Genomic DNA, 25,580 nt, shown 5'->3' on the forward strand with positions numbered 1-25,580 from the left:
GTCCAAACACCCGTGCCGATGTTATAGGTGGTGCTTCCCGATGGCGTAGCCGATACAAAAGTATAGCCGGCAGGCAAAACGTCTGTCGCACTAACATTGCTTGCAGAACTTGGACCAGCATTGCTCGCCGTTAGGGTAAAGGTAACATTGCTGCCTACGTTTGGCGTACCACTGCTTGCCGTTTTGCTAATCGAAACATCGGCGATCGGTATAGGAACAGGGGTGCTGGTCGAAGTATTATTTCCAGGAGTAGGATCAGTTTCTGTACTCGTGATTGTTGCCGTATTCGCATAGCTACCTGTAGCCTTCACTGTGGCTACGATGCTCAAAGTCGCATTTGCGCCATTGGCTAGAGTACCAATGGTCCAAACGCCCGTACCGCTATTATAAGTTGTGCTTCCAGATGGCGTAGCCGATACAAAAGTATAGCCGGCAGGCAATAAATCAGTCGCACTAACATTGCTGGCCGAGCTTGGCCCGGCATTAGCCGCCGTTAAGGTAAAGGTAACATTGTTGCCTACATTTGGCGTTCCGCTGCTTGCTGTTTTCGTAATCGAAACATCGGCGATTGGTACAGGAACAGGGGTGCTGGTCGAAGTATTGTTTCCAGGGGCAGGGTCGGTTTCGGTACTGGTTATTGTTGCCGTATTTGCATAGCTGCCTGTTGCATTAACCTTGGCTACGATGCTCAAAGTAGCATTCGCGCCATTGGCCAAAGTGCCGATCGTCCAAACTCCGGTTCCGTTGTTATAGGTGGTGCTTCCTGATGGCGTAGCCGATACAAAAGTATAGCCGGCAGGCAACACATCTGTCGCACTCACGTTGCTGGCCGAGCTTGGACCAACATTGCTCGCCGTTAAGGTAAAAGTAACATTGCTGCCTACATTTGGCGTTCCGCTACTTGCCGTTTTGGTAATCGAAACATCAGCTACCGGAACTGGTACCGGTGTATTGGTAGAGCTGTTGTTGCCTGGCGTAGGATCTGTAATTGCCGAGGTGATCGTAGCTGTATTCGCATAGTTGCCCGAAGCCTTCACTGTGGCTACGATGTTCAAAGTAGCACCCGCACCGTTGGCTAGGGTGCCGATCGTCCAAACTCCGGTTCCGCTGTTGTAGGTGGTACTTCCCGATGGTGTAGCAGAGACAAAGGTATAGCCGTTTGGCAATACATCTGTTGCACTAACCGTAGTTGCCGAACTTGGCCCGGCATTGCTCGCCGTTAAGGTAAAGGTAACGTTGCTGCCTACATTTGGCGTACCGCTGCTTGCTGTTTTGGTAATCGATACATCGGCTATTGGAACTGGTACCGGTGTATTCGTTGCGCTGTTATTTCCAGGAGTTGGATCTGTTTCTGTAGCAGTAACCGTTGCCGTGTTGGCATAACTGCCCGTAGCCTTAACCGTGGCTACGATGTTCAAGGTAGCATTAGCCCCGTTTGCTAAGGTGCCGATGCTCCAAACACCTGTTCCACTATTGAAAGTGGTGCTTCCAGATGGTGTGGCAGAGACAAAAGTATAGCCCGCAGGCAACACATCTGTCGCACTCACGTTGCTTGCCGAACTTGGCCCGGCATTGCTCGCTGTTAAGGTAAAAGTAACGTTGCTGCCCACATTTGGCGTTCCGCTGCTTGCCGTTTTGCTAATCGATACATCGGCAACCGGAACCGGAACTGGTGTATTGGTAGAACTATTGTTTCCTGGTGTTGGGTCTGTTTCTGTAGCCGTAATTGTTGCCGTGTTGGCATACACGCCCGCAGCTTTCACCGTGGCTACAATAGTTAAAGTAGCATTGGTACCATTGGCTAGCGTACCAATGGTCCAAACCCCTGTTCCGCTGTTAAAAGTGGTGCTTCCAGATGGGGTAGCAGAAACAAAGGTATAGCCCGTAGGAAGTGCATCCGTTGCACTTACATTGGTAGCATCGCTTGCGCCTGCATTAGCAGCAGTTAAGGTAAAAGTGACATTGCTACCTACATTCGGCGTACCACTGCTTGCCGTTTTGGTGATAGACACATCGGCCGAAGCACTGAAAGGCATGGTAACCGTGGCTGGACTCAAGTCTGTTTTGCCCGCTGCATCAGCTACCGTATAGGTGAAACTTACGCTGGTTGCATTATTGCTGGTTGGATCGAGCAGCAATAAACTAGGGGTATAACCGGTAATTACCTGACCCGCAGTTACAGCCACATTATTATAATATAGTGTCCCGTTACTTGGTAAGGTACTGATGGTAATCGTGCTGCCACTAGCCAAAGGGCCATCTTCTGGATCTGTTCCATTTAAGTTAGGCACTACAACACGTACAGTTCCTCCAGGATTAGCTTGGCTAGTAGCGGTTACGTCATTTGCCGTTGGCAATTGCTCTATTCCAAAATTGGCATTGCTTATACTTGCGTTTGCCAAACTAATGGCCAACCTTCCATTAGCTGTGCCATCATTGCCTGTTCCCGAGCCTATGTTTTCAGCCGTGTTTACCCATCCCGCTGGCAAAACCACAGTAGGATTACTTGTTCCCGCCGCAACATTTGTAGTAGAAACAATAACATTATAGCTTGTATTGGCAGTAATGCCATTGAAAGTATAAGTGCCATTTGCGGCCACAGGCGATGCCAACAAAATAAGGCCGCTTCCATTGGTAAGATAGGCATATAACTGTGTGCCAGATGCCGTACCTATGCCTGTACCATTTACAATATTATCCGTTGTACCGTTCGCATCGTTAAAAACAGTACCGCTAATTGCCAAACAGCCTGTTGTATTTACAACAGTGGCATCATTAACCGCGGCTGTTGCAGGGTCATTAGAAGGAATCTGATCATTAGGCAAATTCAATGACTCTACTCCGTTATATTTTACAAAGGCTTGGTTGCTGTAAGAAGCCGCTCCCGACGGAGCAGTACAATTTAAGACAATTGTAGCCGTTTCTCCCTTAAACAGTTGTCCATCTGTTGTAGCGGTGCTCGACTTGACCAGAATACCAGTAGCCAACGAACTGTTGCTTGCTCCAGCTATAGCATTACCATTCAAGGTGGCCGAAACTAAGGTTACACCTGCAGGCAACGCATCTATTAACCTTGTATTTAAGGAATGGTATTGCCCTGTATTATTTACGGTGATGGTGTATTGAATATTAGTAGTGGTACCCGCACAGTTAGCTGTTGCCGTTTTATTGACTGTTAAATTAGGTGCTGGAGCTGCGCAGGATGCAAAATCTGCAAAACCAGTGTTAGAAATGGTCGTTTGGGTGCCCGTACTGGTGTTTACAAGAACCGCTCCTGTTGTGCTTCCAATCAAATAATTACCATCAGACAAGAAGGCCACCGAAGAAGGAGTCGCCGTTAGGCTTATCGTAGATTGACCCACCAATGATAGTCCTGTATAGGTACCGCTTGCGTTATAGATACCCGGGAATGTCACAATCGCATTGGCGTTGTTAAATGCACCCGTTAAGTTTCCAAGACCGTCGAAAGCAATGTCCCCGCCATTAAACGTGGCCTGCGAAGTGGTCTGTCCGCTTATTGATAATGACCCTAGCGATACCGGTGCTACAGTTGGCGTTGCTGGATTATAAACATATAAAGTATTGGTCGTTGCATCATGGAAATAAACTTTTTTGTCAATCGGATTATAGCCTGCCTTGTTAATGTTGTGGGATCCCGCAGGCATACCAAAAGCCGTACCTCCACCGTAAGTTCCGGTTGAAAGATTGTAGTAAAGAATGATCTGCGCATTACTTGTAGATTGATCCGTATACCAGATGGTATTGGTGGCCTGATCAAGTGCAAGAGCGCTAGCGGTAAAACTTGTAGCACTTGTTGCAGGGCCCGAGGCAAATAAATCCGCAATATTGGTCGTTACCCCTGTTGTCGTATTTATGCTCACCAATTGTCGCAGGTCGGAAGAGAATACCCCATAAACAGCTCCCGATGTACAAGGCGCTCCACTGGCAACCGTAAGGCTAACTGTTGCCGTTTCTGTTGCACCACCAGAAGTAACCGTATAGGTAAAATTGGTTGAGCCAGAGAACCCTGCAGTAGGCGTAAAAGTAATATTGCCATTAGTGGCTACAGTTATGCTGCCATTGGTAATTGCAATCGGCGAACCAGCCGTAAAAGCAAGTCCGTTAATGCGGGTTACCGTTGGCGTAGCATTTTCAAAACTATCTGCAGTAGCGCCGTTGGTACCTGTAATCACATTAAAGGTAGCGGGCTGATTGACCAATGTGGTAATGGCGTCGTCGGTAATATCTACTACCGGAGTAACATTAAAAGTAATGGTATTGGCCGCCGGGTCGGTGTCAATTCCTCCGTTGGCGGTACCGCCATTATCTGTTACCTTAAAAGTGAACGAACTCAGGCCGTTTCCATTGGCATCTGCCGTGCTCTGTTTCCAGGTAAGCTGTGGGATACTTGCCACAGGAATAACCTGATTTAAGGTAACAGCAACCCCATTTAAACTAAGCGTTCCGTTGGTGGCAAGGCTAGCAATAGTTACCGATTGAAATGTATTACCTTCTGCAGGATCACTAAATCCAAAATCAGCCGCCGCAAAAGTATAGGTAGCATCTTCGAGCACGCTTATCGTTTTATCAGTGCCCGAAGGAGGGTCATTGACAGGCGTGACGCTAATAGTTGCTACGGCAGTATTTGAATTTGGTGTAGCGCCATCTCCTACTCTTACATTAATGATCCGAGCCGTACTAGACGGGTTCTCTGAAGTAGACGAAAACCGCACATTGTTCAGCGCAGTCTGGTAGTTGGCTGCAGTGGCTGATCCACTTAGTGTAAGCGTAAAAGTGGCCGCATCGTAATTAGCGGTAATGCCTGCAGGCAAAGACACAGTTGAGAGCACATCGCCTACAGCACCATTGCTGATCTGTACGCTAGCCGATGCCATATTCGCACTGTTTCCATCAACAATATTAGCGCTACTGGTAAGGGCGGCGGCAAAACCTCCCTCGGTATAGCTATTGCTGTTATCGGGCTCATAAATTCTTACATTGTCAATGATAAGGCCAGAGCCATCAGTAGGCGAGGTCAGTCCAGATGATGATCCGTTTGAAACGATGGCAATTATAGTAGAAGTACTTGTAGCCGTAAAGGTGGCGGCGTAGGCCTGCCAAGAACCACCTGTAGTAAAACTCAAGATGTTTGTACCGTTAACCCTCAAGAATCCCCTATCTGCAGTATTGCTCCCCACCCTGGTAATGCCCATAATGTAGAAAAGATAAGTCTTCCCTACTACTGTGGTAATGGTTTGCGAAAGAGTCGTTGCATTAAGAGCGCCTTCTACTTCGGCAAAATTGGTTCCATCTGACGCGCCAGAAATACCGTAAGCCCCACCATTGCTCGCAACTTCAGGGGTTCCTACATTCGCCGTCCAGTTAGCGGTGCCCGATTCAAATGAAGGATTGCTCACTAGGTTGGTGTTGGTTAAACGAACATAGGGTGTAGTTGGAATATTCTGTCCAATAGCCAGAAAAGGCGAAAAAAACAAACCTAAAACCAATACGAGTAGTTTCGAAAAGTTTTTCGAATTTTTTAATCGGTTGCCTCTTTGTTCAATGTTGCTTTCTTTTCTATGGATGGTATGATGGGTAGGGGTGTAGCGTTCTTTCATATTTAGTTGGTTTGCCGTTAATTTATTCGCTTAGAGAAGATCCTTACAATTCTAAAAGCGTGGTTGCAATCGCAATAGCTTTATCTCAGTCTGCCCAGAAGAAATAGCACATTGGTGCTTCTATTTCAATTTGACAAAAAAATCAAGCTATATAACTTCAGCGTTCGCCCATATAGATCATACGGCGAACATGCATTTACGTAGATGTAAATGAGCAAAAAGTCGATATGGATAGGTTTAGAAAAAAGTTTGCATAGGCGGGATGGTTTTGAGGTAGGGAAAATGAACCAAGCTTAGGGATGAGGGGGGAATAGGGGGTGATTGCATTAAAAAGGCCATTTCCCGAAGAAAATAGCCTTTAAATATTTGATATAGGATGCTTGATATTCCTGAGAGGGAATATCTCTGATTTGATTTAAAAATAGAGGAGGTAACGTTTTTGATCATACCAACTATTTTGAGCTCTCCGCTGTTCCAATAGCTCAGGCCCTATAGTTGCTCGTCAGAATTTTCTTTCGCAATATTTAGAGCAGCATTTAGAGGAACATGGAATTTAATACAGTGTTTTCTGTTTACCACATCATTGTTACATGAAAGTACACATTTAAATAATAAAATAAAACAATGTTGCATAAATTCTTACTCCCAAAAGCTCTGAGTCTTGTTCCTAATATTGTCAATTCCATACTAATTTTAACAAACTGGCGTTAGCAAATGCTTATCTTTGTGTAGTGAACATCCGCGACCTGATTAACAGATACAAAACCGATGAGCGTGTGCAGGCTGTGGCGCAATCGCTCAATAAAGGAAAGGGGGCCAAAACCCAACTCAAGGGATTGGTGGGCTCTGCCGATGCCGTAATTGCCGTTTCTACCTACTTTTTGCTCCATAAACCGCAGCTTTTCATTTTGCCAAATCGAGAAGAAGCCTCTTATTTTCTTTCAGATCTGGAAGGTATCTTGGGCATAGATGTTTTGCTTTTTCCTTCATCGTTTCGCAAGCCTTTTGAGTTTACCCAAATCGATACGGCCAACGTATTGGCAAGGGCCGAAGTGCTCAACGAACTGAACCACCAGTCTGAATACGGCAAAATTGTGGTAAGCTACCCCGAGGCCTTGGCCGAAAAGGTGATCGATCGCTCCATTCTCGAAAAAAACACTTTAGAAATCAGTTTAGGCGCCAAGCTCAGCATCGATTTCATTAATGAGTTTTTAATCGAATACGATTTTGAAAGGTCCGATTTTGTTTACGAGCCCGGCCAATTTTCCATTCGTGGCGGTATTGTTGATATTTTCTCTTTTTCGCACGAACTGCCTTACCGCATCGAGTTTTTTGGCGATGAGATCGAAAGCATCCGCACCTTCGAAATAGACAGCCAGCTTTCGGTAGGCGATGTAAAAACCCTGACTATTGTTCCCAATGTACAGGCCAAATTCTTAACCGAAAGCAATATCAGCCTGCTCGATTACATTGAAAAAGACACCCAGCTTTGGTTTAAGGATGTTAATTTTACCTTGGATATCGTAAAAAGCGGCTATAAAAAAGCCAATGAGCTTTGGAAAGCCTTATCGATGCCCGAAAAGCAACAAAATCCAAACTGGCTCGATCCCAAATTTTCGTTTTCCGACGAAAAGATGCTGGCCGATCTGTTTCAGGATTTTTCGTTGGTCGAATTCGGCAAACAGTTTTTCTATCAGACCGATTCTGTTTTTCAGTTCGATACCAAGCCCCAACCCTCTTTCAATAAAGATTTCAGCCTCTTAATCCATAACCTTAAAGAGAACGAAAAAGAACAGATCCATAACTTCATTTTTACCAATTCTACCAAACAGACCGAACGCTTATACGCTATTTTAGACGATATAGACAAAACGGCCAAGTTTACGCCCGTAAATATTCCTTTGCGGGAGGGCTTTGTAGACCTGGTACAGAAAATGGCTTTTTATACCGATCACCAGATTTTTGATCGTTTTTATAAATACCAGCTCAGAAAAGGCTATCAGCGAAGCCAGTCCATCACCCTAAAAGACCTGCGAGAACTTAAGCCTGGCGATTTTGTGACCCACATAGACCATGGCATAGGCAAATATGCAGGCCTAGAAAAAGTAGAAGTAAACGGCAAAGTTCAGGAGATGATCCGATTGGTATATGCCGATAACGACCTGCTCTATGTAAACATCAACTCGCTTAACCGCATTGCCAAATTTAGTGGCAAAGACGGCACCCAACCCAAAATGAACAAGTTGGGAACCGAGGCTTGGGACAAGCTCAAGAAAACCACAAAAAAAAAAGTTAAAGACATTGCCCGCGATCTGATCAAGCTTTATGCCATGCGTAAGGCCCAATCAGGTACTGCTTTTGGTCCAGATGGTTTTCTCGAAACCGAGCTCGAGGCTTCCTTCATTTATGAGGATACCCCAGACCAGGTAAAAGCGACCAGCGATGTAAAAAAAGACATGGAAGCCCCACACCCAATGGACCGTTTGGTTTGTGGAGATGTGGGCTTTGGCAAAACCGAAATAGCCGTACGCGCCGCATTTAAGGCTGTTGCCAATGGCAAACAAGTAGCCGTATTGGTACCGACTACCATTTTGGCCTTACAGCATTTTAAAACATTCTCTTCGCGTTTAAAGGAGTTTCCTTGTACGGTCGATTACATCAACCGTTTCAAAACCAGCAAACAGATTAAAGATACTTTGGCGCGCGTAGCCGAAGGCAAGGTCGATATCGTTATTGGTACCCACCGTTTGCTGAGCAAAGACGTGATTTTTAAAGACCTAGGCCTGATGGTGATAGACGAGGAGCAGAAATTTGGAGTAGCCGCCAAAGAAAAGTTGAAGGCGCTCCGTGTAAATGTAGATACGCTTACGCTTACGGCCACTCCTATTCCACGAACCTTGCATTTTTCTTTAATGGGCGCAAGGGATTTGTCGATCATGAGCACGCCGCCGCCAAACAGACAACCCGTAAATACCGAATTGCATGTGTTTAACGATAAGCTGATCCAAGATGCCGTTCAGTTTGAATTGGACCGTGGCGGACAGGTTTTCTTTATCCATAACCGGGTGAACGACTTAATGCAATTGGGTGGTTTGATCCAAAAACTGGTGCCAAAAGCGCGGATTGGTATTGCACACGGGCAGTTAGACGGCGATCAGTTGGAGGATGTAATGCTCGATTTCATCAATGGCGAAAAAGATGTACTGGTGGCCACCACGATTATTGAGGCCGGTTTGGATATCCCGAATGCCAACACCATCATCATCAACCATGCGCACATGTTCGGCCTGAGCGACCTGCACCAAATGCGTGGCCGCGTAGGACGATCAAACAAAAAGGCCTTTTGTTATTTGTTAACGCTACCAATGTCTACTTTGACCAACGAAGCACGCAAGCGCCTCAGTGCCATTGAAGAATTTTCTGATCTGGGCAGCGGTTTCAATATTGCCATGCGGGATTTGGACATTAGGGGCAGCGGCAATTTGCTGGGAGGCGAGCAAAGCGGCTTTATTGCCGAAATCGGCTTCGAAATGTACAACAAGATCTTAGACGAAGCCATTCAGGAATTAAAGGATGCCGAGTTCAAAGATTTGTTTAAAGATGAACCGCTACGCCCTTTTGTAAGCTTTACCCAGGTAGATACCGATTTGGAACTGCATATCCCCGACGATTATGTAACCAATATTACAGAGCGATACAATTTATATACAGAGCTTTCAAAACTCGAAACCGAAGCACAATTAACGGCTTTTGAAAAGGAGCTACACGATCGCTTTGGTCCGGTTCCCGCACCTGTAAAAGTGATGATCAAGGTATTGCGCCTGCAATGGGTAGGCAAGAAACTGGGTTTTGAAAAACTGAACTACAAGAAGAATATTTTAAGGGGCTATTTTGTGAGCGACAAGCAATCACCTTTCTTTGATTCCGAAATATTCAACAAGATTTTGGCCTTTGCACAGCTGCATCCCCGTCTTTGCAACCTCAAAGAAGTAAAGGATTCGCTTCGCATCTCTTTTGACAACATTAACAATGTAGATGAAGCGATAGAGATGCTGGAGATGATTCTGTGATGTAAAAGGTAAAATGGAATAGTAAATAGTCATTGCGAAGAGCGTTAGTGATGAAGCAATCTCTTTTAACAATCTCAAACAATCAACCAATATGGATTCTCAAATATTACTAGACCTGGTAAAAGTTAAAATGCCTTATGGCAAATACCAAGGTTGGTTAATCTCTTCCCTGCCTGAGCCCTATTTGGTTTGGTACAGAGAAAAAGGCTTCCCTGCCGGAAAATTGGGGCATTTGTTGGCTACCATGTACGAAATCAAAGCAAACGGATTGGAGTATTTGCTGCAACCGCTAAAGGGGAGTCGGTAGTCAGGAGTCCGAAGTCAATAGTCCGTAGTACCTCGTCATTGCGAGAAACGAAGCAATCTTCAATAGGTAAATTTTATTAGAAAAGCAAAACCGGTATTTCATTTGATGGTTAGTCCCGCTTTTTGCTAAAGTTTTTCGCTTCGCTCAAAACTACCGCTGTCAATCGGGTTTAGGCAACAGCAGTCTCTACAACTATGCCCCGTTGCACTGGCCTAAGTTTAATTAGCCCAGTAGCTTCACGACATTCCCTAGGATTTGTCATACAGAGCGCAGCGAAGCATTTGTTTCTGGTACTATAATCGTTGCTTGCCTAAGTCTAATTAGCCCAGTAGCTTCACAACATTCCCTAAGATTTGTCATGCAGAGCGCAGCGAAGCATCTGTCTATGGCACTATAATCGTCGCTTGCCTAAGTCAAATTAGCCTAAAAGCTCCACAACATTCCCCAGGATTTGTCATGCAGAGCGCAGCGAAGCATCTATCTCGAGGTAGATTCCTCGTAACTCGGAATGACAATTACTAATCAACCAATAAGCTAATTCTCTAATCAGCCCAACGAACCAATGGCCAATGAACTATTTTACCTCACAACCGTCCTCATCACAAACGGCATTGTTGTTTTTATTTAACGAGGTCAATTGATGTTGAGGCTGCGCCGCCTTCCATTCGTTAAAGCTTTGGGTTAATGCTTCCTTAAATGCAGGAACGGGCTGTGCGCCAGACAAGGCATATTTGCGATCGAATATAAAATATGGAACGCCCCTGATCCCCAGTTGTTGGCTTTCGTAAATATCATAACGAACAGCTTCCGCATATTCGTCGCTTGCCAAAACACCTTTAACCAGTTCTTCGGCCAAACCCAATTCTTTGGCTATGGCTAACAGTACTTCGTCTTTGGCTACATCCTTGGCATCAATAAAGTGGGCCTTAAACAGCGCTTCTTCTGCTTGGTCTTGCAAACCCTGGCTGGTTGCAAAATGGATCAGCCTGTGGGCTTTAAATGAGTTTGCAGGGATATTTGTGCCGAAGTCTATATCCAATCCGGCATTTTGGGCCATGGCCTCCACTTGCTTGGTCAATTGTTGCGCCTGTTCCCTGCTCATTCCCTTGCTCCGGGCCAAGTAACTGTACAAGTCTTCGTTATTGGTATTTTGATAGTCTGGATTCAGCTGAAAGCTTTTCCATTCTACTTCTATCTCTTTTTGAAAAGGCAAGGTATGTATTGCTTCTTCAAAGTGCCTCTTGCCAATATAGCAAAACGGACACATCACATCAGACCAGATTTCTACTTTCATGATACAAAGTTACGGCGGTCTTTTTTTGAAATGGTAAGCAGGGGGTAAAAATCACCCAAAAGAAAAATCGTCATTGCGAAGAACGAAGTGATGAAGCAACCTCATACAAAAGATTGCTTCGCTACGCTCGCAATGACGATTTATTATTCGTTTGTTGGCATCCTCGCCAACGCTTCGGTTATTTATACAACTGGTTAAACACCCATTTAAATGTACCATGGGTTTGTGCCCTGAAGGTAATTTCTGGTCCAAAGGCAAACAGCTTGCCCTTGCCATAATCAGCTTCAAAAGCGGTTACCCCGTCTTGTAGGTAGCTTTGTCCCCAAGCCCAGCCGCTGCGCAATGGCGTGGCATTGGCAAACCAGGCCAAAGGCTTGATTTTTCCGCTCGAAACGGCATCGGCACTTAGTTTAAACACCGGACTGTTGTCAAAATAAACATCAGCCGTGCTGTCCATGCCCCAGTTGGCTGGTTGTTTGCTATCCAAGGCTACGTTAAGTACGCTTCCTGGAACATAGTATTTCTCTGCAGGCAACCTTTTCTCCACGCCACCAACCAACTCTACAATGGCATTACGTACCGGCAACTCCAAGTGCGCCGCCAAATTGGTTGCACTGCCTATCGCTACGATTTCGCCGCCTGCCTCTAAGAATTTTTTCAGTTGCGGAATAGATTTTTCCTGGCTCATGCGTCCAATTCTTGCCCTATATTCTGCCGGAACGGTTTCTGGAGCCGGACCGCCAAAACCCCTACCTCCAGCAGCAGCTACAGGATTCGGATTAAAGGCCGGAATAGAACCATCAACAAAAACAATCACGTCATATTTGTCTTTCAAATTGCCAGCATCAATATCTGGTGCATAAATCACTGTTGCATCGAAGTGGTACTGCTCCATAATGAAACGGATCCAGCCCGAATCCATCGAACCTCCGTAAGTATCCCAAAGTGCAATACGTGCTGGCGCAATTTTTACGGCTTTTGCAGGTTTTGAAGTCGCCATTACGCGCATGCCAAAACCATGTTCTGCTTTGTCTAAAATACTTTTGGCCTTAGCAGATACCGGTACATAGAATGAGCCGTCGGCTGTATTTCTGTATACCTCGGCACCGCCTTTGAGCAATTCGTTTACGGCTAGGTAGCTTTCGTTGGCCGATGCACTCAACACATAGCCGCTGCCCGATGGCAATGCTTTTGGTGTAGCCTGTAATAAAATGCCATAAGGAACTTTCTCAAACGGACCATCAAATGCATCCAACACACGGTCAAACTTCACGTTCATTAAATAAGCCAAGGTCCATCCTGCGGCATCGTATGGTGCAATTGGTGGCCCTCCTTCATATTTGAAATCATTCGGGTGATCTTGTGGCTCAAACATATCTAGCACATGTGGACGGAAAGCCTGATCCGTTTTCACCACATAAGAACCTGCCGGATATTGCTTGCCTGCAACCGCAAAAGGAGCAGTAGCTTTTTGTACACGGATACCAGTTCTGATCAAGGCGTTTAAGAAACGGATAGCTGTTGTAAAATCTGGCTGGTCTGCCGAAAGAATATAGCCCCTGGCATCTCTGTTTTTTGGCGCCTTCATTACCGTATCTAAATACTTAACTGGCATACCTCCGCGATTGAATTCGCCGCCAGATCCAGCAGTTGTTGCCTTCCTGTCTTTTTGGTAAGCCTCGTTAATGGCATCTATTTTCTTAGGCGAGAAAGACCAGGTGTCTTTGCTGCCTCTTTCAATAGAATTGCGTCCCATTTGGTAAATATTGTACAACAACTCATCGCTGTAGCGTTGCGCATAATTCAATACCGCATAATTCAGCGAAACCGAATAGTCTATAGAGTTTTTGAAATACCATTTTTGTGGCAATACCGGATTAGGCGAATCGCCGTTTGGCAACAGGCGCGAAGGTACCAAAGGAATATCTGATGGGGTTGGACTACCTACAATCTCGGTCAATAAGCCCACCATGTTGTGAAAATAAGTCGTCGTGCGCAAACCGCCATTGTACCAGGTAGAAAACACCGAACCGCCACGTTGGGTATAGCCCGGTTTGGCTTCTACGTTCATGCGGTTGTGCATGGCCGCGCCAACAGCATCGATACTGGTTAAAATAATCGGATCGAAAACATAGTTATAAGGATCGCGATAAGGAGGGCCAGCTACTACCGTACCTGCAGGACCTGCCTGGTGGTGGTTGTACATAATTTGCGGAATCCATTCTACAAACAACTGACGCCCCATATTTTGGGTCTCTTTCAGGTTCAGCATGAAAAAGTCGCGGTTGTTATCGTGGCCCGCATATTTTTCGTACAAACGAGGCAATCCGTTAATCGACCGTTTTTTAGGATCCTTTTCACGCATGTACCAATCGCTCACCAATTCTTGTCCATCAGGATTGGCGTGGGTCATCAAAATAATCACCTTATCTAATATTTTAGTGGTTTCTGCATCGGTACGGCTCGATAGGTTATAAGCCATTTGGATCAGCTGGTGCGCGCCAACCACTTCGTTGGCATGTAAACCGCCATCAATCCACACTACAGCCTTGCCTTCAGCCGCCAATGCCTTGGCTTGATCCTTGGTCAGGTCTTCGGCATGTGCCAATTTTTGGGAAATCTCTTTGTATTTCTCCAGGTTTTTTTGGTTTTCTGGCGAGGTAATGATCAGCATGTATTGGCTTCTTCCTTCTTCGGTTTTGCCAATATCAACCAGCTTTACTCTATTTGAAGCAGCGGCCAGTTTTTTAAAGTAGGCCTCTGTTTGCGTATAGTTGGCCAGTTGGTAATCGTCGCCTATGTCAAAGCCGAAATGCTCCTTAGGCGTAGGGATGTTTTGTGCCCATACTGTTTGCACGCTAAAAAGCAACGCAAGCAGCCAAAGGCCACGAGGGTAAAATTTTGCCATAAATTCTAGTTTTGTTTTAATCAAATATAACCTGCTTTGGCCTTGAACGTATTGCTGTTATTGATTTGTTACACGAACAAGGTTAAGCCATATTTTAGTACAGGATCAGATAGAGATATACATAAACCACCGGGGCCGCGATCAAAAGTCCGTCAAAACGATCTAAAAAGCCTCCATGGCCCGGCAAAAAGCTGCCTGAATCTTTAGCATCCAAGCTCCGTTTCAACATCGATTCTACCAAATCGCCCAGGGTGCCAAAACACGAAACCAATACAGCCATTCCTGCCCAAACCCAACTTGCCTGCTCGGTAAACTGGGTAGAAATAAGGTAGGAAACCAACAAACTGGTAAAAAGACCACCAAAAAAGCCTTCCCATGATTTTTTGGGCGAATGGCGCTCAAATAAACGGTGTTTGCCAAACTTCATTCCAAACAAATAAGCGCCAGTATCATTTGCCCAAAGCATCAATAAAAAAGACAAAGGCAAATGGAAATTGTAGTGGTTAAAATCGTTCAGAAATCCTAGCGAATAAAAGAAGCAAAAAGGTATGGTTACGTATATAAAACCTACAAAAGTGTAGGAAATATTGGCGAAAGGAATTTTCTCTTTTTTATAGAGTTCGAAAATAAAGATCGAAAAGATCAGCGGCACAATGAGCAACAGGTATTTGAGCTCGTATTGAAAGAAATGGTAGCCTGCCGTAAGTGCAAAAATAACTAGGGCCGCCAATACGCCTATGTTTCGGTGGGGCCTGATCCCTCCTATCTTCACCAATTTATAAAACTCCAGCAGCGCAATTACGCTCAGGGCCATATAGAAAAAAGTAAAGGTATAGGCACCCAAAAAAATGGATCCCAACATTACGATGGTAAAGAAAAATGCGGTAATGGCCCGGGTCTTCATAAAGCTTAAAACGGTATAGGGTTAAGGTGTGGCTAAGTGTTTTTCTCTGATCTGTTCTTTCAAATAGCCGAACAAAGCTACGGTTAATGTCAAACTAATCAATGCAACATACCAAGGCAGGCCAGCAGTATCGTCCTGATCAATAGGCAACTTGTTTTTTTGCAGGTAGAAAGCCACGCAAACCGCATAGCCATTGTTCAAGAAATGGGCAAAAACCGTATACCAGATGCTTTTGGTCCAAAAATAGATGTAACCGAACATGGCACCTAAGAACAGGCGTGGCAAAAAGCCAAAAAACTGTATGTGGATGGCACTAAAAATAGCCGCCGAAAGCCAAATAGCCACATGCGGATTCCGTATCCAGCGCAAAAGGCTCCGTTGCAGGCCTCCTCTAAAAATAAATTCTTCGCAAATGGCCGGCATTAAGGCAATCACAAACAGGTTCAACAAAAGTCCTCCAACCGTCGACATTTTTAAAATCGCCTTTGTGGTTTCGGCTCCCGCATCTTCTTGTTTGCGCATCCAGTCTTCCAGCCATTTTAAATAGTCTGGAAAGGCCATTTTTTGGTTCAATTCGTTAATCCAGCCCATAAAAGGGATAGAAACCAGCATCATTAAAAAAACGATGGCCAGCCAGTTAAAGCGTGGAGCGGCTGTACCATAAAACTGGCTAGGCCTTTTGCTTTCGGTTACGCCAAGCAACAGCGCCGGCAACAAAAAAGCAAATACCTGTTGTAAGGTCAGCAATATTTTGGTGGCATCTACACTGGCTTTTAAATCCATTTTCTGGTACAAAATATCCATCATTACCTCCTGTCCGTAGCACAGGTAAATTACTCCTAAGCTAATTGCCAGGCAAACGAAAATGCCAAAAACGGCCAACATACCCAAAAACACCAATTGTACAAAGGGGTGCTTTTCTGTAGCGGTTTCTTTTATAAAATCCATTTTAATGTAAAGATGATCAAGTAATTGCCTGTTAAAAGCGCATTAAAAACAAAGTTCGTACCTTTGCAAAAATTAGTTGAAGATAGACAAATGTCGGTAAAGATAGGAAATATAGATTTAGGAGAATTCCCCTTGTTGTTGGCACCTATGGAAGATGTGAGCGATCCGCCTTTCCGTTATGTATGCAAACAAGGTGGGGCCGATTTGATGTACACCGAATTCATCTCGTCTGAAGGCCTGATCCGCGATGCCGCCAAAAGCCGCCAGAAGCTCGATATTTTCGAATACGAAAGGCCAATTGGCATCCAGATCTTTGGCAGCGAAATCGAAAGCATGCGCGAAGCCACAGAAATTGCCACGTTGGCCAAACCCGATCTGATGGATATCAACTATGGCTGTCCCGTTAAAAACGTGGCCTGTCGCGGTGCCGGCGCCAGCTTGTTGCAGGATATAGACAAGATGGTAAAAATGACCGATGCCGTTGTAAAAGCAACCCATTTGCCCGTTACAGTAAAAACCCGCTTAGGCTGGGACGATAATACCAAGAATGTTTATGAAGTAGCCGAGCGTCTACAAGATGTCGGTATCCAGGCGCTTACCATCCACGGCCGTACACGTGCCCAACTGTATAAAGGCGAAGCTGATTGGACCTTGATCAGGGAAATTAAACGCAATCCACGCATTAAAATCCCGATTTTTGGCAATGGCGACGTAGATAGTCCGCAAAAAGCAGCCAACTGGCGATTGGAATACGAAGTAGATGGCATTATGATTGGCAGAGCAGCCATTGGCTATCCATGGATCTTCAGGGAAGTGAAGCATTTCTTCAAAACCGGAGAGTTTTTGCCCGGTCCGACCATCGAAGAAAGGATGTTGGCCTGCAGAACCCACCTGGATAAATCTATTGAATGGAAAGGTCCAAAAGTTGGCGTATTCGAAATGAGAAGGCATTATGCCAATTATTTTAAAGGTTTGCCTGATTTTAAACCTTACCGTATGTTATTGGTCAAAGAAGAAAATATAGACACCATTCATGCCATTTTGGACGAAGTGTCAGAAAAATATGCCAATTACATGCCTTTTGCAGAAATGGCTTGATTATTGGATTGCATTTCTTAATTTTAATCATGGTTACAGCAATCACACAAGGCGTAAAGATCTCGGTAGATACCATTTACCAAGATGAGCACTCTAATCCGGCCAACGAGCATTACATGTTCGCTTACCGCATCGAGATAGAGAACTTATCTGATTATGCCATCCAGTTAATGCGTCGCCAGTGGATCATTTTCGATTCCAATGGTACCGTTCGCGAAGTGGAAGGCGAAGGTGTGGTTGGTGTACAGCCGGTTATCGAACCGGGCCAAAGCTATGCCTATGTATCGGGTTGCAACCTTAAAACCGATATGGGCAGCATGCGTGGCCATTATGCCATGAACCGCTTGGTTGACGAAACCAGTTTCAACGTAGATATTCCAGAGTTTCAGCTCATCGTTCCTTATAAACTGAACTAATTAAAGCCATAGGCTTTTTCTAAAGATTGATCAAAAACAGCCTCATAAAAAAGGGATGACAATTGCCATCCCTTCTCTAGTTTCATTGTGCTTAATGTGTTATTCCCTGTTTCTGCCAAACAGCATAGAGGCATAGTAAAGGAGATTGGCCAAGGCACCTAAAGCCGCAACTACATAGGTCATGGCGGCCCACCAAAGTGCATCTTTTGCCTGTACGTTTTCTTCGTTGGTGTACATTACCCCTCTGTTGTTTTTTAACCATACCAATGCCCTTTTGCTGGCGTCAAATTCTACAGGCAAGGTAATGATACTGAATAGCGTTACTAAGGCTAGTCCAGCTACGCCAATGCCCAATACAATTGGATTGCCTGTAAACCCGATCAGCAAAACGCCGATCAGCAATACCCATTGCAAAAGATTGGAAGAAATACTCACTACAGGCACCATATTAGAGCGCAACTGTAGCCAGTGGTATGATTTGGCATGTTGTACCGCGTGTCCGCATTCGTGCGCCGCAACTGCTGCTGCCGCTACACTCCGACCATAATATACGTCAGTGCTTAAATTTACGGTATAACTTGCAGGATTATAATGGTCTGTTAGCTGTCCCTCCAAACTCATCACCTTCACATTGTAGATGCCGTTGTCTGCAAGCATCTTCTCAGCCACTTCCTTTCCCGATAAACCCGAATTGAGTTGCATTTCGGCATATTTTGAGAACTTGTTCCTAAATCGCCATTGCACAAACATGCTCAATAACAGTACCGGGATAATTAAAATTAAATAGGTTCCCATATCGCTATGTATGTTTTTCGGTTTCTGTAAAACAAAAAGTGTTCCCATATTTAAGCATCATAAAAAATTTACATTACATTTAATCATGCAGCAGGGCTTATCATACTGGGAGCAACAAAATTTCTTTTATGCGGATGTCATCATTGTTGGCAGCGGCATAGTAGGTTTAAACGCCGCCATTGCATTAAAAAAGGCCCGACCAGCTATCTCGGTTAGCCTATTGGAACGTGGGTTTTTACCTACTGGCGCAAGTACCAAAAATGCAGGTTTTGCCTGTTTCGGAAGCATTTCTGAGCTAATTGAACAAGAAAAGCTCAGTGGTATCGATGGCCTGCATCAGCTCATTGCCAAACGTTGGAAAGGCCTCCTGAAATTGCGCGAACTAGTAGGCGATCAGCGCCTATCTTTTTACAACTTTGGGGGTTATGAATTATTTGTGCCTGCTCAACAGGAACTCGCAAATGATTGTGTATCAAAAATAAGCCATTTTAATCACTTAATTAAGGATATTGTCCTAGAAAGTGACGTATTCGGCCTTAAAAATAGTAAAATTGGCACTTTTGGATTGAACGGGGTTAACTTGTTGATAGAGAATAAGCTCGAGGGCCAATTAGACCCTGGCCTCATGATGAAATCGCTGTTGGCAATCGCCAATTCCCTGGGCATCCAAGTTTTGAACAACTGCGCGGTAAATGCCATCCACAATGAAGATACAGGACTATTGCTAGAGACCAGTCAAGGGCGATTTAAAAGCAAAAAGGTACTGCTGTGCACCAATGCCTTTGTAAAAGATCTTCTGCCCAACCTGGAGGTAACACCTGGCCGCGGACAAGTAATGGTAACCAAGCCTATTCCAGATCTTAAAATTAAAGGGACTTTCCATTACGATAAAGGCTATTACTATTTCAGGAATATCGATAACCGGATACTGTTGGGCGGTGGCCGTAACCTCGATTTTAAAGCAGAGGAAACCACCACCTTTGGCGAAACACCTTTGGTTCAAAATGCTTTAGAAAACCTGCTCCGCGAAGTCATTCTCCCAGAAGCCGATGTTGAGATAGAACACAGATGGAGTGGGATTATGGCTTTTGGTCCACAACTCTCACCAATTATTGAAGAGGTACAGCCCAATGTGTTTTGTGCAGTGCGTTGCAATGGAATGGGCATTGCCATCGGCAGCCAAACCGGACAAGAAGCGGCGGAGCTGGTATTGTCAAGTCTCTAAGCGCTTATAGCAAATCAATCTGTGCCTATTTATTAAGCTCTTTCTCCATTGCCTCAATATTTTTTGAATACCTGTCATTGGCCACTATCCATTTTTTTGTTTCATCTGCCCATATTTTAAATTGCTCCTTTTCTTTTTTCTTAAAGAACTGGTAGGTCATATTATAGGTCATTTCTGCTTTAACTGAAGCATCTGTGCAATCGGTGAGGCCTTTTTTACAGGTTTCTACAGCCTTGTCAATCAAGTCTAAATTCATTTCGGCATATAAAAGCTCCTTATACAAATTACAATCCTTTGGGCTTTTCTTAAGCGCTTTCTCCAACACCACAATAGCCTTATCATATTGCTTTAAAACATTATAGGCAAAAGCAAATTCAAAATCCAAGCCTCTATAATCTGGATTAATCGTTTTTACCTTTTCTAAATAGGTTAAAGCTTTGTTGCACTCGTTCCACATATTATAAGTGAATCCCTTCCTGAATAATGTTTCAGCAGATGTACTATCGGTTTTATAGATCTTTAGCCAATCGGGATATTGATTAACCTCGAGTTCTTTAAATTTGGATTCTGGCACAATCGCAACTTTAACATTCGTTGGCGAAATCCGTTGTTTAACCATGCTAACCATAGGTTGCTTTTTAAGGTTTGATATAGATTCTTTGGCTATTTTAAATGTTCCTTCTAAATTAAAGGTCAATCCAGCCACATTATCCAAATAAATAAATCCATAAGTATAGGTACTGTCTTTATTCATTGGTAAAACAACCCATTTATCCTCACATTCGATTAGACGTTTATTAAAGTTAAAATCTGTTTGTGCCTTTAAACTTGTTGAATAAAGTGCGATGAAGAGCAAGAAATATTTCATGATGGTTTTAATGGTTTTCCTATCAAATATATATTTTATTTCAGCGTCAATAACCATTTTTTCTGTTACATTTTGAAATAATTTCATTAGTAAATAAATGTATAATTTCTTATTTTTGATAAAAATATTAGCAAAATGGAAATTGTAGGCGTCGCTTTATTAGTCGTGATTTTAATCGTGTTGCTGGTTATCTTGTTTAGAAAACCAGGTACGCAGCCGAACGAAACCCTCAACTTTCTAAAAGAAGAAAATATACGCCTACAAGACGAATTGAACGATTTGCGCGAACGCCTGAACCTGGAAAAAGCCAATTTTATCAAAGCTGAGGCATTGGCCGGATCTTACCGCGATAAACTAGCCGAGCAAGGCAAAAACCTGGATGAGCTCCAACAAAAATTCAGTCTGGAGTTTGCCAACTTGGCCAATAAAATACTGGACGAAAAAACAGCCAAGTTCACTGCGCAAAACCAAAGCAACCTCGATACCATTTTAAATCCGCTAAAAGCCAATATCAAGTCTTTTGAAGAAAAGGTAGATAAAGTTTACCAGGCCGAAGCCGCCGAAAGAAATCATCTCAAAGGCGTTATTTTTCAGTTGATGGATCAAAGCAAGCAGATCCAAAACGACGCCAATAACCTAACCAGGGCATTGAAAGGTGATAATAAAAAACAGGGAAATTGGGGCGAAGTGATTTTGGAAAGAATATTAGAACGTTCTGGCCTCATCAAGGATAGGGAATATCGCCTACAGGTAAGCCTAAATAGCGCCGAAGGCGCGCGTTTGCAACCAGATGTAGTCATTGACCTGCCCGACGAAAAACATTTGATTGTAGACGCTAAAATCTCCTTGATTGCTTACGAAAGAATGATAAGTGCCGAAACGGATGAAGAAAAGCTGGCTTACCTTAAGCAACACCTGCTTTCTATCAAAAACCATATTGATGGCCTAGCTGGAAAAAACTACCAAAATCTTTATCAGATCAACTCTCCTGATTTTGTTTTGCTGTTTATGCCTATCGAATCTTCTTTTAGTATTACGCTACAAGCCGATACCGAACTTTTCAATTATGCCTGGGACAGAAAAGTGGTTATTGTAAGCCCTACTACCCTATTGGCCACACTCCGTACCATTGCCAGCATTTGGAAAGTTGACCGCCAGAACAAAAACGTTTTCGAAATTGCCGAAGAAGCAGGCGCCCTTTACGATAAGTTTGTAGGCTTTTTGGCCGATATGGAAAAAATTGGCAAACACCTCGACCTTACTCAAAAAGCACATGAAGATGCCTTTAAAAAATTACAATATGGCAGTGGTAACCTGATTGGAAAAGTAGAAAAAATCAAAAAGCTAGGCGCCAAAACCAAGTCGAGCAAACAAATCGATTCCAAGTTTTTAGGTAATGAACTAGAAGACGAATCCTAATTACTTTCCCTTTTTTGGAAATAAAACCTGCAAGCCATTGTAAACGGCATGATGCAAAATGGTTAAATGATCTTCCTTTTCGAAGTATTCAAATTTTGATTGGAGCTGTTTTGATTCTTTGAGCAGTGCTCCGAATTTTTCTGCTTCAGCTACCATTTGTTTATGCTCATTGCCCACAGCCAAATAAACTTGTTTACTCTCTTTCTCTTTAGCCAATAAAGCAGGTGCTTGTTTCAAAAGCGATTCATCATCCCACCATAAACTCGGACTTACGATTAAATAATGATCAAACAGTTCAGGCCTTTTCAACAAGATTTCTGTAGCCAACAAACCACCCAATGATTGACCAATAATTGTTTTGCTGCCATCTGTTGGATATTTTTTCTCGATAAACGGCTGCAGTTCTTTTGCTATAAACTCAATAAATTTGGTTGATTGCCCACTACTTGGAAAATATTTTTGGTCTTCCGGCAGCTTGGTAGAGAATGTAAAATCTCTGGCTCTATCTACATTGGCTATACCCACCACAATCGCTTTGGGCATGAATTTGATCATGTTTAAAAACTGAACCACACCCGCTACATGAATAAAATCTTCGTTGGCCGAACCATCCAAGAGATAAATCACAGGGTATTTATCGGCAGATTTGGCATTATATCCTTCTGGTAGGTAAATATTTAAGGTTCTTTCTTCTTTTAGCAGGGTAGATTTGAGTTTATCTACTTTTCCCAATACAAAAGGAGTTTGTGCAGAGACCAAACTTGTCACAAATAGGAAGCAACTAATGACGATTAATTTTTTCAATGGTCTATTTCCTATTAGTTTCTTTCATCAATTGTTCCGCTGCCATTTTAGCTTCAACCACAAATCTTTTACTTTCGTAAATTTCTAAGAGTTCCTCTTCACTTTTTCCTAAATATTTCTCTTTAAAAGCCTCTATCTTATCTAAATCTGGAACTTCTATCTCTTTAACCTTTTCTTTAAATTTTCTTTCCTTTAAACTAAAATAGACTATAGCAATAAGCAAAGGGACAAATTCTAATGAGATACTTCCAAATCCAATAGCCACGTTTATAGGCAAAAAAATTGCTCCTCCTAAAAATCCAACAATTAGGGTAAAAATAAATGCCTGATTAAAATATCTTTTTTTAAAGAAATAAATTAAAAAATCTATGCTTACAAGACCTAATGCCGAAAAGTGTTCAATGGAAATTTTATAACTATAAACAATTCCATCCGCTTCATACCTATTAAAAAAGTAATTCAAAAATGTATAAATGCAACAAATTCCTAAAATAATTAGCGGTATTAGTGCCTTATGTTTCTTTAATAATGTATTCATTTACCTAATAAAAATTGTCATTCCGACGATAGGAGAAATCTAATACGATGAATTCGACTTTATAGATCCTTCGCTTTGCTCTGGATGACAATACCAGATATAGATGCCAAATTATTTACTACTTTTTAAAAGCATTCCAGCCTTGTGCCTTCAACTCGTGCACCCTCTCAGATTTTGAAATCATCTGGCAACCCGAATTTTTATCGGTAATATGACCAATAATACTGATGTCAACATCATTTTTCAGCTTCTCGTAATCGGTTTGCTTAATGGTAAACAAGAGCTCATAATCTTCGCCGCCATTTAAGGCACAAACCGTTGGATCCAATCCCAATTCTCTTGCAGTTTCGTAAGTCATTGGATCTATTGGCAACTTGTCTTCATAAATGGTACAGCCTTTCTCAGATTGGGTACAGATATGCAAAATTTCAGAGGCCAAGCCATCAGAAACATCGATCATAGCAGTAGGCTTGATTTTCATTTGGTCCAATAAATCAACAATATCCCTTCTTCCTTCTGGCTTTAACTGACGTTCGATGATATAATCCTTTCCTTCTAAATCTGGCTGTATTTGTGGATTTTCCAAGAAAATCTGTTTTTCTCTTTCCAAAATCTGCAAACCTACATAAGCACCACCCAAATCTCCAGAAACACATAACAAATCACCCTCCTGGGCTCCGTTTCTGTAGCAGATATCTTCTTTTTTGGCATAGCCTATACTGGTTACACTGATCACCAAGCCTTGTTTACTCGAAGAAGTATCACCACCAATTAAATCGATATTGAATTTATTACAGGCCAGCTCAATTCCTTTGTAAATATCTTCTACAGCTTCTAAAGGAAACTTGCTCGAAACTCCAATAGAAACCGTGATTTGCGTAGCCACACCATTCATGGCATAAATATCGCTCAGGTTAACCTGTACCGCCTTGTAACCCAAGTGGATCAATGGTACATAAGCCAGGTCAAAATGAATGCCTTCTAACAATAAATCAGTAGAAACCAGTACCTGTTGTTCCTTAAAATCCAATACGGCAGCATCATCTCCAACCCCTTTTATGCTGCTTTCATGCTGTATTTTAAAGTTTTGGGTAAGGTGCTTGATCAATCCAAATTCACCTAGTTCTGCAATATCGGTACGCTCTTTATTTTCAAACATAATTTTTATCTTTTGTCATTCCGACGGTAGGAGGAATCTATTAAATAGATCCTTCGCTCTGGATGACATTGTTCATTACAATCCCAGCTTAGCCGAAATTTCTAACATTCTTTCAATTGGCTTACGGGCTTCTACAATAATATCGGCAGGAACAGTTACTTCTGGCAAGCCATTTTTAATACACAAATACAGTTTTTCTAAAGTATTTCTTTTCATGTAGGCACAATCGTTGCAGGCGCAGGTATTGTTTGGCGGCGCGGGTATAAAAGTCTTATCCGGACAAGCCTTCTCCATTTGATGGATAATGCCACTTTCTGTAGCTACGATAAATTCTTTGGCATCGCTGTTAATGGCATATTTGAGCAACCCTGTGGTCGAACCAATGTATTCGGCCATGGCCAAAATCGCTTCTTCGCATTCTGGATGGGCAATAAACTTGGCATCTGGATGGCGTTCTTTCAGTTTGGTAATCTTTTCTCTCGAAAAAATCTCATGGACCATACAGGCACCATTCCATAAAACCAGATCTCTACCCGTTTTTTTGGCTACCCAGGCCCCCAGGTTTTTATCTGGACCAAAAATAATTTTCTGGTCTTTTGGCAAACTTTCCACAATCTGTACCGCATTGGTCGATGTACAAACAATATCGCTCAAAGCCTTTAATTCTGCCGTACAGTTTACGTAGGTAATAACGATATGATCAGGATATTTTTCCTTGAATTTTTTAAATAGGTGAGGAGGGCAGCTATCAGCCAAAGAACAGCCTGCCTTTAAATCGGGTAGCAAAACCTTTTTGTTAGGCGATAAAATCTTGGCTGTTTCGGCCATAAAGTGAACACCGGCAAACACAATCACATCAGCTTCTGTCTTTGCAGCCTCTTGCGATAAACCTAAGCTATCACCAATATAATCGGCAATATCCTGTATATCAGGTTCTTGGTAATAATGTGCCAGTATGATCGCATTTTTCTCTTTTTTCAATTTTTCAATCTCATCAAAAAGATCAAGCGTAGGATCTATTTCTTCCTCTACAAAGCCCTTAATGCTCAGTTCTTCTACAATATCCATTATCTTATTTTTTAATTTTGAATGAAAGAATTAGCGAATGTTTGTCCATTCCAATTTATTTATTCTCTCCTCAATTAATTCTCTTCTTCAATCATTTCAAGTCAAAGATACGCAGCTTTCAACGCATCAATAAATCATAAT

Annotated in this window: 17 protein-coding genes; 6 read left to right on the plus strand and 11 right to left on the minus strand. The window is 43.0% G+C overall.

What is annotated here, in order from left to right:
* Nucleotides 1-5,618: beta strand repeat-containing protein (locus tag AC570H_RS17685; RefSeq protein ID WP_497357264.1), on the minus strand; the 5,618-nt coding region annotated here is incomplete at its 3' end.
* 731 nt (nucleotides 5,619-6,349) lie between these two features.
* On the opposite strand from AC570H_RS17685, the gene mfd reads away from it, so the two are divergent.
* Nucleotides 6,350-9,688, plus strand: a complete 3,339-nt coding sequence (gene mfd, locus AC570H_RS17690) for a transcription-repair coupling factor (RefSeq protein ID WP_497357266.1) — start codon at nucleotides 6,350-6,352, stop codon at nucleotides 9,686-9,688.
* 91 nt (nucleotides 9,689-9,779) lie between these two features.
* Entirely contained in the window at nucleotides 9,780-9,995 is a 216-nt protein-coding gene (locus AC570H_RS17695) for a DUF3820 family protein (RefSeq protein WP_497357268.1), read from the plus strand.
* A 574-nt stretch (nucleotides 9,996-10,569) separates the two neighbouring features.
* On the opposite strand, the gene AC570H_RS17700 is transcribed toward AC570H_RS17695, so the two are convergent.
* The 4 genes from AC570H_RS17700 to AC570H_RS17715 all read right to left on the minus strand — a co-directional run bounded on the left by AC570H_RS17700 (nucleotide 10,570) and on the right by AC570H_RS17715 (nucleotide 16,049).
* A complete protein-coding gene (locus tag AC570H_RS17700; protein ID WP_497357270.1) occupies nucleotides 10,570-11,289 on the minus strand; it encodes a DsbA family oxidoreductase in 720 nt (239 codons plus the stop codon).
* A 178-nt stretch (nucleotides 11,290-11,467) separates the two neighbouring features.
* Nucleotides 11,468-14,197 (minus strand): M14 family metallopeptidase, encoded by a 2,730-nt coding sequence (locus tag AC570H_RS17705; RefSeq protein WP_497357272.1) that lies wholly within the window; start codon nucleotides 14,195-14,197, stop codon nucleotides 11,468-11,470.
* Nucleotides 14,198-14,291: 94 nt separating this feature from the next.
* On the minus strand, nucleotides 14,292-15,101 hold the full coding sequence (locus tag AC570H_RS17710; RefSeq protein WP_497357274.1) for a phosphatidate cytidylyltransferase: 810 nt from the start codon (nucleotides 15,099-15,101) through the stop codon (nucleotides 14,292-14,294).
* Nucleotides 15,102-15,122: 21 nt separating this feature from the next.
* Complete coding sequence (locus AC570H_RS17715; protein WP_497357276.1) at nucleotides 15,123-16,049, minus strand: CPBP family glutamic-type intramembrane protease; 927 nt, start codon at nucleotides 16,047-16,049, stop codon at nucleotides 15,123-15,125.
* Between the two features lie 90 nt (nucleotides 16,050-16,139).
* Between AC570H_RS17715 and dusB the strand changes: the two genes are divergently transcribed.
* Both dusB and apaG read left to right on the plus strand, forming a co-directional pair.
* Nucleotides 16,140-17,147 carry a tRNA dihydrouridine synthase DusB gene (dusB, locus tag AC570H_RS17720; protein WP_497359166.1) on the plus strand — a complete coding sequence of 336 codons (1,008 nt, stop codon included), beginning with the start codon at nucleotides 16,140-16,142 and terminating at the stop codon, nucleotides 17,145-17,147.
* Nucleotides 17,148-17,176: 29 nt separating this feature from the next.
* Nucleotides 17,177-17,563 (plus strand): Co2+/Mg2+ efflux facilitator ApaG/CorD, encoded by a 387-nt coding sequence (gene apaG, locus AC570H_RS17725; protein ID WP_497357278.1) that lies wholly within the window; start codon nucleotides 17,177-17,179, stop codon nucleotides 17,561-17,563.
* A 99-nt stretch (nucleotides 17,564-17,662) separates the two neighbouring features.
* Here the strand turns inward: apaG and AC570H_RS17730 are convergent, their stop codons facing one another.
* Nucleotides 17,663-18,358 (minus strand): zinc metallopeptidase, encoded by a 696-nt coding sequence (locus AC570H_RS17730; RefSeq protein ID WP_497357280.1) that lies wholly within the window; start codon nucleotides 18,356-18,358, stop codon nucleotides 17,663-17,665.
* An 85-nt stretch (nucleotides 18,359-18,443) separates the two neighbouring features.
* Here AC570H_RS17730 and AC570H_RS17735 point away from each other — a divergent pair, with 85 nt between their 5' ends.
* Nucleotides 18,444-19,583, plus strand: a complete 1,140-nt coding sequence (locus AC570H_RS17735) for an NAD(P)/FAD-dependent oxidoreductase (RefSeq protein WP_497357282.1) — start codon at nucleotides 18,444-18,446, stop codon at nucleotides 19,581-19,583.
* A 25-nt stretch (nucleotides 19,584-19,608) separates the two neighbouring features.
* Here the strand turns inward: AC570H_RS17735 and AC570H_RS17740 are convergent, their stop codons facing one another.
* Entirely contained in the window at nucleotides 19,609-20,538 is a 930-nt protein-coding gene (locus AC570H_RS17740; protein ID WP_497357284.1) for a tetratricopeptide repeat protein, read from the minus strand.
* Between the two features lie 48 nt (nucleotides 20,539-20,586).
* On the opposite strand from AC570H_RS17740, the gene AC570H_RS17745 reads away from it, so the two are divergent.
* Nucleotides 20,587-21,870, plus strand: coding sequence for a DNA recombination protein RmuC (locus tag AC570H_RS17745; RefSeq protein WP_497357286.1), 1,284 nt, complete (start codon nucleotides 20,587-20,589; stop codon nucleotides 21,868-21,870).
* Here the strand turns inward: AC570H_RS17745 and AC570H_RS17750 are convergent, their stop codons facing one another.
* The 4 genes from AC570H_RS17750 to nadA form a co-directional block, all read right to left on the minus strand.
* Nucleotides 21,871-22,602 (minus strand): alpha/beta hydrolase, encoded by a 732-nt coding sequence (locus AC570H_RS17750; protein ID WP_497357288.1) that lies wholly within the window; start codon nucleotides 22,600-22,602, stop codon nucleotides 21,871-21,873. It lies immediately after the preceding gene.
* A 76-nt stretch (nucleotides 22,603-22,678) separates the two neighbouring features.
* A complete protein-coding gene (locus tag AC570H_RS17755; protein ID WP_497357290.1) occupies nucleotides 22,679-23,212 on the minus strand; it encodes a hypothetical protein in 534 nt (177 codons plus the stop codon).
* Nucleotides 23,213-23,330: 118 nt separating this feature from the next.
* Complete coding sequence (gene thiL, locus AC570H_RS17760; RefSeq protein WP_497357292.1) at nucleotides 23,331-24,371, minus strand: thiamine-phosphate kinase; 1,041 nt, start codon at nucleotides 24,369-24,371, stop codon at nucleotides 23,331-23,333.
* A gap of 75 nt (nucleotides 24,372-24,446) precedes the next feature.
* A complete protein-coding gene (gene nadA / locus AC570H_RS17765; RefSeq protein WP_497357294.1) occupies nucleotides 24,447-25,439 on the minus strand; it encodes a quinolinate synthase NadA in 993 nt (330 codons plus the stop codon).
* Nucleotides 25,440-25,580: the final 141 nt, after the last annotated feature.

This window comes from Pedobacter sp. B4419 (assembly GCF_059693725.1).